The organism is Lysinibacillus mangiferihumi (genome assembly GCF_003049665.1).
Taxonomy (GTDB): Bacteria; Bacillota; Bacilli; order Bacillales_A; family Planococcaceae; genus Lysinibacillus; species Lysinibacillus mangiferihumi.
The window spans coordinates 38,219-53,825 of sequence record NZ_PYWM01000011.1 but is presented as its reverse complement, the minus strand read 5'-3'; the positions used below and the strand labels follow the sequence as shown (position 1 = coordinate 53,825).

The window sequence follows — 15,607 nt, the reverse complement described above, 5'->3', positions numbered from 1 at the left end:
CCCATAACAAAAAAACACCCATTTCTACATGTGTCTGGGGTTACCCCTGTCTTAGCTTTCCGCTTAGTTGAGCGTATATCTTTGTGGTCTCACTCTTTTCATGACCCAGTAAACTTTGAATGACATCAATTGGCGACCGTTATGAATCATATGCGTTGCATAGCTGTGTCCCGATTGCGGAAGATTGTTTTTCAATTAAAGGCCCTTTAATTGAAGTATAGGAACGATATAAAATGCAGTTTTAAAGCGTCAGATATACAGGTTTTATTCAGATAACACACGCTGTATAATCTTGAAAAGTACTATCGTAGCCCTGTATATATATTTGAATAAAAAGCTGTATAAACAATATTCAAAGGAAAATCCAAGAAATGTCGGATTAACAGCATTTCTTGGATTTCGGTCACTTTCCAAACTTCGATTTGGGAACGTTTATTAAATTTATTTTTGTATACTGTATAAATCTTTATTGCTCGTTTCTATTAATTAATGCCCACCTTGTATGGTCTTCCCATTTTCCATTTACTTTTATATATTTTTTAGAAAGACCTTCATTTTCAAATCCTAATTTGCTTACAACCTTTATAGAAGCCATATTAATCGGCATAATAGGTGCCTCTATTCTATGTATTTTTAACTCATCAAAAACCACTATAATGGCTTTTTTAATTCCTTCTGTTATTAAACCTTTATTGAGTTCCTCTTTGTCTAATTTATAACCTAAAATACAAGATTGAAGAACACCACGTACAATCAAGTTAAACGTTATACACCCTATAATCTTTTGTTCATCATTTTTATTAGTAATCCATAACCTAAATATTGTTCCATTTTCATTAGACTTGAAATCTTCTTGAAGAAATTTCTTCTGAAAATCAAGAGTATAAAATTCTTCTGGACGTTGAGGTTCCCATTCAGATAAAAAAAATCGATTCCTATTGTAATATTGAAGAACTTCCTCTGCCCAACTTTCATCAATCTGTCTTAATATTAACCTTTGTGTTTCATAAATTTTCAAAATACACACTTCTTTCTTCTAATTTATCCCATTATAACTATTCTACTCCACTTGCTGAAGAAAAAATATTCCCAAAGCGTCGTAATATATCTGATCGTTTGTCAAATTAAGTGCAACAGTTCTTCCCGAAACGCCTCGTATGCTGTTTTCCAACCAGTTTCGAAAAATTGATTCATGTAAAACATATAGACACTCATAATTGGCAATGATAGGGAAAAAGTATGATGGGCGGTTGGTAATCTTTCGTGTATTCTTGATGAAGTTGATGAACACATCAATATATGATTAAGAAAACAATACAGAATGAAGGAGAGTGCCTAATGAATGAAATCATAGAGCAGGAGAAAGACTTTGGATTTGCTAGAGTTTATGCTATTGAACTGCTGTTTAAAGAAAAGCCAGTAGTGGACCGCGAACTACTCTACAGCAAGATAGAACAATACATGGGGAAAACAGATCGACCACAAAATGAAAAGAGTGGGCCGCTGGCAGTATGGGAGCCCTATGAGCAACATGAGAAAGGCGAAATGCTTCACTTCTTTCATTTGAATTATATGGTGAAATATGCAGAAGGAGAATTGCCTGCACAAACAACGCTTACTGGCATAAATGTAGGTCCGATATCTGATTACGAAGCAGCTTTGCAGCAAAGTTGGCATTGGAATGAAGCAGGCCAAACGTTGCAAGAGTGTAGTCACGCGTTGTTACTTGTCGATATGATGGCATCTGGACTGGAGCCCAAAAAAAGATTGGAGCTACATACGAATGTTCTTCGTGCAATAGTGGAAACGGTCCCTTGCGCTGCGATTTATTTTAGAGAAAGCAATAAGTTGGTCGAGCCATCCGTGTTTTTGGCTGCTATTGATGAGGGCGAAATGTTGTATGGAGCATTGAACATTCGATTCTACAATGTTGAGGGTACTGGTAGTGAACGCCGGGAAGGTCTCATGGATTCCATTGGCCTTGCTGCACTAGGCATTCCTGATGTGCAATGCCACTTCTATGATATGGATACCAATGAGGTTGCAGACTGCTTGACTAACTTTGCTTATTATTTGTTTAATCAAGGTGATATTATTACAGATGGAGAAACGATAGGTTTTACAGAGGAGATGCGTTGGCGCTGCGAGCATCAATATGCATTGGCTGTTCCGCACCGCATAGTCATTGATCTTGATCCCGGTGAGGGCAACTATGCAGGTCACCAGGGTGGGCCTAAAGAATAGTTGCTCCTTTAGGTATATAGTGGTGTAGGTCCATTCAAACAACCAAAAGTGCGGACTTCAACAGTTTTAATCCATGAGTACTAGTTTTATCAAAATTTGTTTCTAATGCTTAGTCTTTATTAATGGGCCCCTTAGATAATCGTGGTTATCATACGTTATCAAGGTCTAAATCGTAAAAAATCAGGATGCTACATATTATACATGGCTAATATGTACATCCCTTTTATTTTATGTTTCAATCGCGCCCGATTCTTGAATAACCCCATACTTCAATTGAAATTGGAGCAATCATTATTTATTCAAGTCGATTTTTATTGACTCTAATTCTACCGGATCATTAATCCAACCTTTTTCTTTTATTTAAAATGAAAAACACAACAATGCCAATGATTACTGCCACTGTAGCCCAAATATATAGTTGATTTCTATTATGTTTACCACTTAAATTAACTTCTTCAATCGGGGGCTGTCCTTCTCCAAGCACCTCCAAATCCTCTTGTGAAGAACTCAACATATCAGTACGATCACAAATGACTGATACAAGTGATTTTCCCCCGTACATAATTGATTCGTCAGCATAAACCAAATATTCTTCTCCCTTTATAAAATTATATCCACAATCTCCACCACCTTGACCAGTGGTAATGATAATTTGTGATTGTTCAACACCCTTCCAGGTGTTCGTTACCTCAAAAAGAACTGATTTAGATTGATATCCTTTTAAACTTTGTTTTTCTTTTATATCAACAACTTTCCCACTAAATACGGCTTTTGACCGTTCAAATTCTTCTTCTACACTTGGTAAATTTGCACACGAACAAGCACTTGTAATCGAGGGAAAAGAGCCTATTATAAAAATACCAAGAAAAATGCAGGCCAGAAGTGTCATTGCTTTCTTCAAATAGATCATCTCAATCTCTCCCACTATAACCATTGTTTAGTATTTTTATAACCTAATACTAACATTAACATAAAAAAACTAGCTTTGTTTGTAAACTTATTCAATTAAATGGCCCTTTAACGGAATAACTAAAATAGGATTTCACCCCCAATCAATTATTTCTTATTGAACATACTCGCTACTTTAAGTACATATTTTTACAATCTAAATATTGTTCAATAAAACCTCTATACTCATCAGTTAATTCATTTGGCAAATTATTTATTGAAAAATACTGCATTTTTTCAGATTCGCTATAGTCAATCTTCATATCCCCACTTACATCTCTAGTATAATAAACTGCTGTTACTGAATATAATTCGTCACCGTTTGGAACTTTTAAATAATATTTAGAACCAGAGAATACATTAAGTAATTTTAAGTTTTCGACTACTAATCCTGTTTCTTCAAAAACCTCTCTTTTAGCTACTTCTTCAAAACTTTCTCCTAAATCCATTAAACCACCTGGTAATCCCCAATATCCATCGTGTCGTTTTTGCAATAACACTTCATTTTGTTCATTTAAAATGATAACTACAGAACCTGGTAAAATAATTGGTCTATGACCTACATATTGCCTAAGATATTTATAGTATTCCATTTATAATTACTCTCATTCCTATTTATATACTCCTCAAAAAAGATGATCAAATTTTGCACTCCTTTATTAAGGGCGAATTAAGCTTAATATACCATAATTAACCCGTTAATTATTTCCAAAAATAAAACTCTCTTATTTCATAAAATGGACCTTTAATAAAAAAAGTAATTTCCTTATTTAAAAATATTCCAATTTTCGGAGATTTTTTTTTGAATAAAAGCTTCTGTTAGTTGAAGTTTAGGAACGAATAAAAATGCTGATTTATAGGGCTAATAAATTCTCTCTATATACTAATACTTATTGCGACGAATTTGGCTATAAGCTTCATATGGTTTCATTGTTTGATGTCGAACATGGGAATTTTTCTATAAGTTGCCGATGTTTCCTTTTGTAGATTTTTCCAAAATAGCATTTAAACGTAACCAACCTGTTTTTTGCAAAGTTCTTAACAACTTTAATTCCCCCTTTGTTTAATTCACTCACTTACTCCCAATAAAAATAATTTCCATGACCATCTGTATTTTTCAATGTTCTGGTAGATGTTGTAATACTGTTTTCTATCAAATCCACGTGTAAATTGGCATCAAACATATTATTGTAAACATGATAGATAGATTGTTTCGTGCTTATCTGGTTAAGCAATTGCATTAAATCATCCTTTAATTGGATTGAAAATTGATTGGCAACATGCGTATGAAAAATAACAATTTGACTATCTTTGTACATGTCGTTTTTTAAGACACTTGGAAGTATTTCTCTGAAATCACCAGCTAGTAATTTCTTTGGACATTGTTGATGTATTTGACGTACTATTTCTAAATTTGTTTTTCGGTGTTTTAGCTCAGGCCAAATAAGGCATTTTAACCATTGATATTGTTCTTCATCTTCTAGGTCTATAATGTTTAAATCAATACCCATTCGCATTTGAATAATCGGTTTTTCTAATTTGAAAAGGGGCTGACCTAAATTTTCAGCTTGTAGTGTTAATGGACTGTTTGCATTCCCAAAATAAATAGATGGATTTTGCTTAACTTCATAATGATAGTAATCTAAATTTAACAATAGACCAGCACTTGTCCCAATTTCAATAAGAGTCAATGGCTTATTAACTGCTGATGCAATTTCTGAAAAAATAGGATAAAGATAGCTTGCACGCTGCACTTCGTTTGTTTGAACGAGTTTAGTTTGAAACAATTCGATTAGTTCTTGTTGATGCTCCATACAAAATCGAACAAGTAATTGAAAGCTTTTTTCAAAATCGACATGTTCAGGTTCCTCAAAAACGACTGATAATAGACAGGGATTTTTCATACTTAAATACTGAACAGATGCAAAAAATAGATTGGGCTTTGGCTGCGATGTTGGAATGTTTTTGATTAAATTTAATAATGGTTCATGAGAAATAATTTTATTGCACCAATACTCATAAAGGGGGCTTTTTCCTTTTGCTTCATAGTGAGCAAAACGTTGAAATGTTAAAATTAATTTTTCCATCAATACACCTCATCTCATTTGATGATTTTATTGTATAATTGTACAAAAATTAAATAAATTAATAAAAATTAATAATATTGATTAAAAATAGTAATCAAAAGAGGGTCAGATATGGATTTGAAATGGGTTAAAACCTTTATAACTGTCTATGAAGAAGGTAGTTTTCGTGCTGCAGCAGAAAAATTATTTATTTCGCAGCCTAGCATTACTGTACATATAAAAGCTTTAGAAAAAGAGCTACAAGTCCAGTTATTTAAACGTGAACATACTAAAATAACAATGACTGAAATTGGAAAACAGTACTATATGATGGGTAAGAAATTATTGGCACAAGTGGAGGAAGATAGAAGAATGATTAAATCCTTCTCTAATAATAAGAAGGTACGAGTAGTAATAGCTCTTTCCTCATCTTTAACTTCTTCAAATATATTAAAAGTTGTGCATAATTTTATGTATGCAAACCCACAATATGAAATTGAAATTAGGATGCAGGAAACAAACCATTTAGATGAGTTACTAAAAAATGAACAAGTAGATATAGCGATTAGTTTAAACCGAACAAAATCAAAAGGGCTACATTCGGAGCAAATTTTAAGCGAACCCGCAAAGCTTATTTATTCATCAAATACACAATTAGTTGGGGCTACATTTGATCAACAATTAAAGAACATATTTGATTCCTATCCTTTATATATTGGTTATCTAGATGAACATGTACCTATTATGGAATGGTTAGGGAAAGAATATAGAATTAAGCAATTCAAACATGTGAAAGATAGTATTTTTGCAATAAGATTGATTAAAGAAAATATTGGGATAGGAATATTGCCAGAATTTCAGGTATCTTCAGAAATTGCAGAAGAACAATTGAACGTGTTAGATATTGGAGTCATAGCCTCACTTTATAAAATAAATATTTATATAAGTTATAAAAGTAATCAAGAACACATACAACCATTTTTAATCTATATACGAAATCACTTTCAATAATACTGTAAAAAATGAATTCTCCTCTTAAGTTTAAGTGCCTTTTGACAGGGGATGTATAAAGCGTCTTAACTTTCATTCACTGTTGGAAGGAGTTATACTGAAAAAAGTAGATTAATTTAATTTTGTCGTTTTGAATAAATTTTGCTTAGAAAAACTTCACCAACCACTATTCCCAGATAAATTAAAAGACTCTCTTCTAAAAAGGTCATCATAGGAGAGTCTTTTTAAGTCATTTCTATGTTGTTCCACAATCGCGCCCGATTGTTGAATATTAAGTAAGTGACCTTTTACTTGTTAATGTAAAAGCATCCCGTAAGCTCAATAAGAAATTATTTTCTTTTCTCATAGATCTCTTTTACGAATTGTTCCTTATAGTCTGTGTATTCATTTATTCCACCATTTTTCTCTTCAAGAAATTTCATTTTTAGTTCTCTATACTGTTCCCTTGCTGTTTCGTTTGAGTTTAAGTAGTTCCTAAAGAAGATTAAATTTTTCCAGATTTCTTTGTCATATTCTACTAAGTGAATAAAGTGTGTCTTTTCCTCGTAAGTATCATCAGTAAACTTAGCAAGCACAATTTCATTCGGACGTTCCACTTTGAGTTTTAAAAAACCAGCTTCCTTTAACCCTTGAAAAAATGATTTATCAACATTTTCAATATCGTCAACACCAACGACTAAATCTAATATTGGCTTAGCAACAATATTCTTAATGGCTGTACTACCAATGTGTTCAATTCTATTTTCTTGAATGGATGTTAAATTTAGAATTTCCTTTTTCACCCTAAGAAATTCTTTTCCCCAATCATCATAATGTGCTTCTAACCTGACCTCATCTCGTTTTAATCCTAAACTCATTTAGTCACCTCATTTTCAATATAGTTAACTAATTCTTTCTATTATTTCATTATCCTTCTTAATTAAACTGCTACGACAGTTTAATTACATTACTTCACAATATAACCAGATTATTAAAATGAGATCCACCGTATATCTTTAACGACGTTTATTCAATTAAATGGTCCTTTAATGAAAAAAGCGCTTTCCTTTTTCCAGGAAAGCGCCTTATTATTACTTCTCCCAAATCAATACAGCTCGTTTTAAGATTGAATTCCATGAATCTTTTCCATCAGTGATTTTTTCTACATCAAAATCCACATAATACACCATGTCAATTTTCTCACTTTCAGGAAGTTCAAAGATATATTCTTGTTCATTAAGACTTTTTTTATTATTAATAAGGTTGCTTGAAGGAGAATCAACAACGGTTTTTGTATAAAAAATAAAACTCACATTCTTCTTCTCTCCATCAATCTCAAGTGGCATAGGATGCGTCCCATTAAAACCAGCATAGCTTTCACCAAAATAATGAGAAACCAATTGATTATCATCTTGTCTTTCAATTTTAATTAAATCCTCCGAATAAGGAATAACCGTTTCATAATAAAAAACATACAAAAATACCCCTATTAAAATAATTGCCGTCACTAAAATGGAAATAATTGATACTATTACTTTTTTCTTACGCCATTTTTTACTTATATTATTAAAAAGAGAGTCTTTATTTTCTACTGGAATATAAAGATCTTGTTTCATGGACTCATATTCCTTTTGACACTTATCACAAGACTGTAAATGTTCGTCTACCATTTCTTTTGTATCTTGACTAACTACTTCGTCAATATAAAGGGGTAAAACATCTTGAATGATTGTGCATTTAATCTTTTTCATGGTTCATTCCCTCCATATACTCCATAATTTGCTTTCTCGCTCTGTAAAAGGTCACCCTTGCCCACCCTGCGCTTTTTCCAAAGAGCCTCCCTATTTTCTCAAATGGTAATTCGCCAAAAGTGCGAAGTGAAAAGACTTCCTTATATGGCTCGCCCATCAAGTGAAGAAACTGATGAACAGCAAAGGCATCTTCTTCATTCATCAAATGATTTATAAGTTGAACTCCTGTACTTGGTTCTTCTATAACATCTAAATCTATTTGCATCTTTTTTCCTTTGTAATGAGAGAAATATGTATTTTTGGCAATTGTAAAAAGCCACGCTCTAATATCTTTAGAACCATCAAATTTTTCAATTGATTTTAACGCTTTAAAAAATGCCTCTTGCGTAATTTCTTCAGCTATACACTCATCTCGACTTAATGATTTAATAAACAAATAAACTTCTTTAAAGTACTCGCTATAGATTTCCTCAAAGTCCATCTCTTTCCCCCCTTCACTTATATAACTCCTAGAATTTAATTACGTTACAAAAAATATTTAAATTAAATGCCTCTACGATTAAAAAATACGAACAATGCGTTATAAAAATAACTATAATAATATATCGTTCGTTTTATTTGATTTTAATCAGGAACTGAAACTCATTAATGGGAAATTGAATTATGGAATTGATTCACTTAGATAAATTTTTTCTTAATACCAATAAGATTCAGGATCAACATAATATTTAATTTTCCTCAAAAAATAAGCATATTCGAATATATAACTATACCTCATCCTTCTTGAATGCTTCTATAGTTTAAATACTCTTTCACAAATACCATTACCATCAGTACTCAATTGTTCCTTTGATTCTACTTCCATCAAATATAAATGAGTATGCTAGCTTCGTTTGGCTAATCCAGCACTTTTTAGCTGGATTCTTGGCGCAACTAATCATGCCGATTGAGAGGCTTTCATGTCAAGTAACCTGTCCGTCCCTTATGCTTTAAAGGACCCCTTAAAAAGTTGGTCAAAAGTGTTACTATTCCATTTTCACGATAAAACACTCCTTTAGATAAAGGGGTATCCAAAGAGAACGGAACCTCGCAACATTTTTATATACGTCGTGACTTTGTTAAAAACATCGCATCTTTTTTACAAACATCGCGACTTTATTTTAAATCCACATTATTAAGCCCTATTAATGCAATAAGGCACTTTCTATTTCATTGCAGACAAAAAAATCCGCTCCCCCGTAACGGAGAGCGGTCTTATCGTATTATTCACTTGCTATTTTGTGTAATGCCTCTAGTTCAGCCGCGTATAGATGAAACGCCTTTTCATCTCGTTCATCGAGTGTTCTATCTATCAGAACCATTAGCTGTTCCTCACGATGCATACGCTGGATATGATTTAAAAATAAATCTAAATAAATCTCGTTCAATAATTTCTCTGCCTCATCAACTTTTTTTGACTGACCAACGGCTTTTAGAAAATCTGTGTACGAATAATATTTATCCAACGATCTCCACCTCGATCCTTTTCTAAATTATAAGAAAATTCAGACCAAATTGCAACGCTAAACAAAATAAAATCAACTATCATTTATTAGAATTATAGCGTATTTTTAAGCAAATTTCTAAAGAAATAGTATCGATTTCTAGATATTTTCGTTTTTTATCTATATTTTCAGTATTCGTCTTTGTCATTTACACTACAAATAAATATTCCCTTAAGGAGGCGTTACATATATATGTCCACAAATTATGTAAATGGTTATTTAATGTCTTTTAATACTTATTTATTACAACCTATTCAACATGAATCTAAAATTTTCACTAGGGTCATCGACAAGCATAATGAGCTAATTGTGACACGCAAGCCTTTGCATGTTTTACGAAAGTCATGCATTTCATTGGGCACAACGTATGAAGCAGCAAAAATTTCTGCGAAACGTTTTTTTGGCAATCAACATAAACTGCCAATTGTTGTTGCTTATGATTATGGCTTTCCTTGCATTTTTTTGCCGACCTACTCCCCAAACTCTATACATAATATTTGGATTGGACTCCATGCCATTTCAAATATTTCACCAAGCAATGATGGTTGTATTATTACGTTGAAAAATGGTATGAAAATCGAGCTCCCTATTAAATATGGCTCGATTAGTAAACAATTTGTTAATGCTTCTATGCTCTATAAACATTATATGGAAGAACGCAAGCAACTTAGCCATGATGCCCCCTATCACCCTCCATTTTGAGTGCCTGACACCTAGAAAATTCAGAATTGTTTGAGTGACTGGCACCTCAAAATAAAACCTCAGAAGCTTGTTGCCTCTGAGGTTTTCATTCATTATCCGATTTTAGAACGTAAATAGGCATTGATGAATGGATCTATGTCTCCATCCATTACTGCTCCTACATTCCCTGTTTCTTCACTTGTACGATGATCTTTGACCATTGAGTATGGATGGAACACGTATGAACGAATTTGAGAGCCCCAGCCAATTTCCTTTTGCTCTCCACGAATTTCATCAAGTTGTGCTTGTTGCTTGTCAATTTCCAATTGGTACAACTTACCTTTTAACATCGTCATGGCTTTTTCACGGTTTTTAATTTGTGAACGTTCTGCTTGGCATTGCACAACAGTACCTGTTGGTATATGTGTAATACGGACAGCTGAATCTGTTGTATTAATATGCTGACCACCCGCACCTGTTGCACGATACGTATCAATTTTTAAATCCTCGGTACGAATGTCCACTTCAATATTGTCATCAAATTCAGGCATAACATCACATGATACGAATGATGTATGACGACGACCCGATGAATCAAACGGTGAAATACGTACTAAACGGTGTACGCCTTTTTCAGCATGTAAATAACCGTACGCATTATGTCCTTTAATAGATAATGTTACGGATTTAATACCTGCTTCATCACCTGGAAGATAATCGACTGTTTCTACTTTAAAGCCACGTTTTTCAGCCCAACGCGTATACATACGAAGCAACATCGAACCCCAGTCTTGAGACTCAGTACCACCAGCACCAGGATGCAGCTCTAAAATTGCATTGTTATGATCGTATGGACCACTTAATAGTAATTGCAGCTCAAAATCATTCATTTTTTGTTGGAATTCCGCTAGCTCATTGCCTAGCTCCTCCTGCAATTCCTCATCAGGCTCTTCACGCAATAACTCAAGTGTCATATCTAAGTTTTCATGTGTATCGACTAACTCTTTATATTCATTAACGATGGCCTTCAAGCCGTTCCCTTCATTAATGATTACTTGTGCTCCTTGTTGATCGTCCCAGAAACCAGGCTCTAACATCATTTCATCTAATTCCTGAATACGTGCCTCTTTGTTTTCTAAGTCAAAGAGACCCCCTAAAGTCCGCCAATTTAGTGGCTGTAGTGTCTAACACATTACGTACATCTGCTAATTCAATCATTGTTAAATCCTCCGAACATTTTTAATGGATATTATAAGTAAAATCCGTATCTTTTTATTATAGCGTTTTTGAGGCAGAAAACATACTATTTTCAATATCTCCATAGGTTGCGCTTAAAAATGGCAAAGCCTGAACAAAAAAATAGTAGCACAAACTAGCTTAGCTTGTGCTACTACTTTCTTTGTTCAATTTCACTAATTTAATTTTGCAAGTAAACTTTTACGCGCTTCCGCATGAATCTTTTGATCACAATGTTCGCATGTCAAACGTCGATTTCGATTCACCTTATAAAGTTGATATTTCCTTGTTCCTTCTAAAAGCTTAAACAGTTTCTTACAACAAATACAAGTCGTTTCGTAATAAATCATCCATTTCCACCCTTTCGTATAAGCAAATAGTATTCATTTGTATCCAAATGTAGCCCGTGAACTAGAAAGTCTACTTGTAAATTCCTGCAATTGTTAATGGTTATTTGTTTGCATTTGAAACAGCATGAAGAAAAATAAAGCTGCAATGAATTCATTCTTGGTACTTACCATCAGTGATTTATCATGGAGTAATATGCGTGGTTAATTTCTAGCTCTCATCTTGCTTTGGTTCATCCTCCAACTTGGAATGGATGGCCATTCGTCGAAAAACTTTGACTCGATCAAATTGTACAAGTAAATGCTTTGTACGCTTCTCAAGCTTATATTTTAATAAGAACGCCCTTTGAATACGGTATTCGAATGCTTTTGGGCTAACATCCACAATAATTTCTTGGCCGTTCATAAAGACCACCTTTGTTTGCTTTTTATTAACCGCGATATAGTCGTCGATATGATGAACGGCAAACCAAATACATTCAGGATGTAAGGGCGACTTACTAGGAAACCATAAAATATTAAAACGCTCGTGGACAACAATAGGATTTTTATTCAGCTTACCTAATATCATCTTGGAGCCATCAAAGGCCCCTCGTAGGCTAGACCCAAAATAACGAAGATTAAAATCCATTAATCTCGTAGGTGATAATTTGGATATATATTGAAAGTCCCTTTCAATTACGCGTGTACATAAATTTCCAAAGGCATCATACTCAGGCATATACAACATAGTTTCACTACTCATAATGTCTCCACAATTATAATGCAATGATTACTCCTCCTTTAAATATCATGTCTATCATCTGAATTAAAAAGGAATGTACATGTATCTTGTTGTAACTTATGTACTTCCTCGAGCATACCCTCGAGAATTTTGTCTACTTGAAGATCAATTCACCTCCCTTTTAGTCAAAAAAGAAAGTTCATGTGGACTTAATGAAATCATTCAGCAATCTGCTATACTATTGACTTTCATTGTACTAAATACCTATTGTTACAATTATTGTATACCCTTAATCATCTATTGTCTATTAATTCTGACTTTTAACTCCATATTTTCTAGGAATAGATAAAAAAAGATCAACTCAACTATCCGTTGAATTGATCTTTTACTATTAATTTATTGACCTGCACCATGACAGTTTTTAAATTTCTTGCCACTACCACATGGGCATAAATCATTTCGACCAATATTTTCGGCCTTACGTACAGGTTGTTTTTTCGGTGCTGGAGAACCATCTTCTTTTGGATTCACAGCCTGACCTTTGGCAACCTCTTCACGTTCTAAGTTACTGCGAATTTCGGCTTTCATCGCATATTTCGCTACATCTTCACGAATGGAAGCGACCATATCCTCAAACATAGCAAAGCCTTCTTGTTGATATTCGCGTAATGGATCATTTTGACCATAAGCACGTAAGTGTATCCCTTGTCGTAATTGATCCATTGCGTCAATATGGTCAATCCACTTCGTATCAATCGAACGCAATAAGATAACTTTTTCAAACTCACGCATACGCTCTGGAGTAAGCTCTGCTTCTTTTTCATCATAGCGTTGATGCACAGCGTCAGAAATAAGTGCGATAATGTCTTCAGCAGATTTGCCTTGGAAATCAGCTACTTTTAATGTACCTTCTTCTAATAGATTTGCGGACACATAATCCTCAATCGCTTTTAAGTTCCAATCGTTCTGCTGCTCTCCTTGTGTATAAAGGCTAACAACATTATCGATTGATTCCTGAATCATGGACTCTACAAGTACACGCATATTCTCTGTTTCTAAAACATCATAACGTTCTTTGTAAATAATCTCACGTTGCTGACGTAAAACATCATCATATTGTAATAAACGTTTACGTGCATCGAAGTTATTCCCTTCAACACGTTTCTGTGCTGATTCTACAGCTCTTGATACGACTTTCGATTGTAATGGTTGTGAATCATCCATTCCTAATCGCATCATCATCGACTTCATATTGTCAGAGCCAAAGCGACGCATTAAATCATCTTCCAGCGACAAGTAGAATTGCGTAACCCCTGGATTCCCTTGACGTCCAGAACGACCACGTAGCTGATTATCGATACGACGTGATTCGTGACGTTCTGTACCGATGACTGCTAAACCACCAATTTCTAATACCCCTTCACCAGGTTTAATATCAGTACCACGACCAGCCATATTCGTTGCGATTGTAACGGCACCTTTTAAACCAGCATTGGCGATAATTTCCGCTTCACGCTCATGGTTTTTCGCATTCAATACGTTATGTGGAATTTTATGTTTATTAAGCAATTGCGAAATAATTTCTGATGTCTCAATCGCAACTGTACCCACAAGTACAGGTTGTCCTGCCTTATGGCGTTCAGCAATGTCAGCCGCCACCGCTTTATATTTCCCTTCCATCGAAGCAAAAATTAAATCTGGACGGTCATCACGCGCGATAGGCTTATTCGTCGGAATCGCAATAACACTCATATTGTAAATATTACGGAACTCTTCTTCTTCTGTTTTCGCTGTACCTGTCATACCCGCAAGTTTCTGGTACATACGGAAATAGTTTTGGAATGTAATTGTAGCCATTGTCATCGATTCATTTTGAATCTCAACGCCCTCTTTAGCTTCAATTGCTTGATGGAGGCCATCCGAATAGCGACGTCCTTTCATTAAACGTCCAGTAAAGCCGTCAACAATGACGATTTCGCCATCTTGGACAACATAGTCAACATCATTATGCATACTCACATGTGCCTTTAGTGATTGGTTAATAGCATGATTTAATCGTACATGTGTTAAATCAAATAAATTGTCGATACCAAATGCTTTTTCCGCTTTTTCCACACCGGCATCCGTTAACGTAACACCTTTTGTCGACTCTTCATATGTGTAATCTGTATCTGCACTTAACATGCGGACAAATGCATTCGACTGCTTGTACAATTGTGCTGATTTCCCAGCCTGACCCGAGATAATTAATGGCGTACGTGCTTCATCAATTAAAATCGAGTCAACCTCATCGATAACAGCATAGTGTAACGGACGTTGCACACGTTCTTCTTTATAAAGCACCATATTGTCACGTAAATAGTCGAACCCTAACTCATTGTTTGTACTATACGTAATATCCGCTTCATATGCAGCGCGCTTCTCTTCTTTTGACAAACTGTTTAAATTTAAACCTACAGTAAGACCTAAGAAATTATACAGTTGGCCCATCTCAGCAGCGTCACGACTAGCCAAATATTCATTGACTGTCACAACATGCACGCCTTTGCCAGTAATAGCATTTAAATAAACCGCCATCGTCGCTGTTAACGTTTTACCTTCACCGGTTTTCATCTCTGAAATATTACCTTCATCAAGTGAAGCAGCACCCATGATTTGCACGCGGAAAGGATACATGCCTAATACACGTTTCGACGCCTCACGACTCACCGCAAAAGCTTCAGCACGAATAGAATCTAATTTTTCGCCATCTGCATAACGCTTTTTAAATTCTTCTGTCTTCGCTTGTAGTTGTTCATCTGAAAGCTGTTCCATTTGAGAAGCGAATCCCTCAACCTGGTCAGCGATTTTTTCTAATTTTTTTAACTCACGTTTATTGAAATCAAATAATTTATTTAATAGGTTTGCCATGAATATTTTTCACTTCCTATACGAGTCTCAAATTTCATTTTACCATTGTGTAACAGTTTCATGCAAACAGTGTCCTTAAAGTGCTAACTGAAACGGCGCAAAATAAGTTTAGTTCACGATTTTTTCAACCTTTTATGTAATACGCGTGTTGTATCTGTCGAAATTT

14 protein-coding genes and 1 pseudogene are annotated in these 15,607 nt (G+C 34.4%); 3 read left to right on the top strand and 12 right to left on the bottom strand.

Features of this window, described 5'->3' with window-relative positions:
* Positions 1-40 precede the first annotated feature (40 nt).
* A pseudogene (locus C9J37_RS29665) lies at positions 41-177 on the bottom strand (tyrosine-type recombinase/integrase); the annotation flags it as partial.
* Between the two features lie 289 nt (positions 178-466).
* Entirely contained in the window at positions 467-1,021 is a 555-nt protein-coding gene (locus C9J37_RS12055) for a GNAT family N-acetyltransferase (protein ID WP_107895613.1), read from the bottom strand.
* A gap of 317 nt (positions 1,022-1,338) precedes the next feature.
* On the opposite strand from C9J37_RS12055, the gene C9J37_RS12050 reads away from it, so the two are divergent.
* The gene (locus tag C9J37_RS12050; RefSeq protein ID WP_107895546.1) at positions 1,339-2,244 is read left to right on the top strand and encodes a DUF4261 domain-containing protein; all 906 of its coding nucleotides are present in this window, start codon (positions 1,339-1,341) and stop codon (positions 2,242-2,244) included.
* Positions 2,245-2,581: 337 nt separating this feature from the next.
* On the opposite strand, the gene C9J37_RS12045 is transcribed toward C9J37_RS12050, so the two are convergent.
* The 3 genes from C9J37_RS12045 to C9J37_RS12035 all read right to left on the bottom strand — a co-directional run bounded on the left by C9J37_RS12045 (position 2,582) and on the right by C9J37_RS12035 (position 5,279).
* Positions 2,582-3,145 carry a netrin-like domain-containing protein gene (locus tag C9J37_RS12045; RefSeq protein WP_153063489.1) on the bottom strand — a complete coding sequence of 188 codons (564 nt, stop codon included), beginning with the start codon at positions 3,143-3,145 and terminating at the stop codon, positions 2,582-2,584.
* Positions 3,146-3,323: 178 nt separating this feature from the next.
* Complete coding sequence (locus C9J37_RS12040) at positions 3,324-3,785, bottom strand: NUDIX hydrolase (protein WP_107895544.1); 462 nt, start codon at positions 3,783-3,785, stop codon at positions 3,324-3,326.
* 483 nt (positions 3,786-4,268) lie between these two features.
* Positions 4,269-5,279 carry a DUF2332 domain-containing protein gene (locus C9J37_RS12035; RefSeq protein WP_107895543.1) on the bottom strand — a complete coding sequence of 337 codons (1,011 nt, stop codon included), beginning with the start codon at positions 5,277-5,279 and terminating at the stop codon, positions 4,269-4,271.
* Between the two features lie 111 nt (positions 5,280-5,390).
* Here C9J37_RS12035 and C9J37_RS12030 point away from each other — a divergent pair, with 111 nt between their 5' ends.
* Positions 5,391-6,269, top strand: coding sequence for a LysR family transcriptional regulator (locus tag C9J37_RS12030; RefSeq protein WP_107895542.1), 879 nt, complete (start codon positions 5,391-5,393; stop codon positions 6,267-6,269).
* Between the two features lie 329 nt (positions 6,270-6,598).
* On the opposite strand, the gene C9J37_RS12025 is transcribed toward C9J37_RS12030, so the two are convergent.
* From C9J37_RS12025 to C9J37_RS12010, 4 genes are all read right to left on the bottom strand, one after another.
* A complete protein-coding gene (locus C9J37_RS12025) occupies positions 6,599-7,126 on the bottom strand; it encodes a GrpB family protein (protein ID WP_107895541.1) in 528 nt (175 codons plus the stop codon).
* A gap of 213 nt (positions 7,127-7,339) precedes the next feature.
* Positions 7,340-7,999 (bottom strand): zf-HC2 domain-containing protein, encoded by a 660-nt coding sequence (locus C9J37_RS12020; RefSeq protein ID WP_107895540.1) that lies wholly within the window; start codon positions 7,997-7,999, stop codon positions 7,340-7,342.
* Positions 7,986-8,480, bottom strand: coding sequence for an RNA polymerase sigma factor (locus tag C9J37_RS12015; protein ID WP_107895539.1), 495 nt, complete (start codon positions 8,478-8,480; stop codon positions 7,986-7,988). The genes C9J37_RS12020 and C9J37_RS12015 overlap by 14 nt, the downstream gene beginning before the upstream one ends.
* Positions 8,481-9,261: 781 nt before the next feature.
* The gene (locus tag C9J37_RS12010) at positions 9,262-9,504 is read right to left on the bottom strand and encodes an IDEAL domain-containing protein (protein ID WP_024362495.1); all 243 of its coding nucleotides are present in this window, start codon (positions 9,502-9,504) and stop codon (positions 9,262-9,264) included.
* Positions 9,505-9,735: 231 nt separating this feature from the next.
* On the opposite strand from C9J37_RS12010, the gene C9J37_RS12005 reads away from it, so the two are divergent.
* Positions 9,736-10,245: a competence protein ComK gene (locus tag C9J37_RS12005; RefSeq protein ID WP_107895538.1), complete on the top strand. Its 510-nt coding sequence runs from the start codon at positions 9,736-9,738 to the stop codon at positions 10,243-10,245.
* Positions 10,246-10,337: 92 nt separating this feature from the next.
* Here the strand turns inward: C9J37_RS12005 and prfB are convergent.
* The 3 genes from prfB to secA form a co-directional block, all read right to left on the bottom strand.
* Positions 10,338-11,442 (bottom strand): peptide chain release factor 2 gene (prfB, locus tag C9J37_RS12000; protein WP_407656245.1). Its coding sequence is split into 2 segments (ribosomal slippage): positions 10,338-11,366 and positions 11,368-11,442, totalling 1,104 coding nucleotides; the frame shifts between segments, so codons are not numbered across the junction.
* Between the two features lie 576 nt (positions 11,443-12,018).
* Positions 12,019-12,576, bottom strand: a complete 558-nt coding sequence (locus C9J37_RS11995) for a competence protein ComK (protein ID WP_235617097.1) — start codon at positions 12,574-12,576, stop codon at positions 12,019-12,021.
* A 351-nt stretch (positions 12,577-12,927) separates the two neighbouring features.
* Complete coding sequence (gene secA / locus C9J37_RS11990; protein WP_107895537.1) at positions 12,928-15,441, bottom strand: preprotein translocase subunit SecA; 2,514 nt, start codon at positions 15,439-15,441, stop codon at positions 12,928-12,930.
* Positions 15,442-15,607: the final 166 nt, after the last annotated feature.

What these genes read in the sequence shown, in the direction of transcription:
- C9J37_RS12050 (WP_107895546.1), top strand. Translation starts at nt 1,339, where the DNA reads ATGAATGAAATCATAGAGCAGGAGAAAGACTTTGGATTTGCTAGAGTT.
- C9J37_RS12040 (WP_107895544.1), bottom strand. Translation starts at nt 3,785, where the DNA reads ATGGAATACTATAAATATCTTAGGCAATATGTAGGTCATAGACCAATT.
- C9J37_RS12035 (WP_107895543.1), bottom strand. Translation starts at nt 5,279, where the DNA reads ATGGAAAAATTAATTTTAACATTTCAACGTTTTGCTCACTATGAAGCA.
- C9J37_RS12030 (WP_107895542.1), top strand. Translation starts at nt 5,391, where the DNA reads ATGGATTTGAAATGGGTTAAAACCTTTATAACTGTCTATGAAGAAGGT.
- C9J37_RS12025 (WP_107895541.1), bottom strand. Translation starts at nt 7,126, where the DNA reads ATGAGTTTAGGATTAAAACGAGATGAGGTCAGGTTAGAAGCACATTAT.
- C9J37_RS12020 (WP_107895540.1), bottom strand. Translation starts at nt 7,999, where the DNA reads ATGAAAAAGATTAAATGCACAATCATTCAAGATGTTTTACCCCTTTAT.
- C9J37_RS12015 (WP_107895539.1), bottom strand. Translation starts at nt 8,480, where the DNA reads ATGGACTTTGAGGAAATCTATAGCGAGTACTTTAAAGAAGTTTATTTG.
- C9J37_RS12005 (WP_107895538.1), top strand. Translation starts at nt 9,736, where the DNA reads ATGTCCACAAATTATGTAAATGGTTATTTAATGTCTTTTAATACTTAT.
- secA (WP_107895537.1), bottom strand. Translation starts at nt 15,441, where the DNA reads ATGGCAAACCTATTAAATAAATTATTTGATTTCAATAAACGTGAGTTA.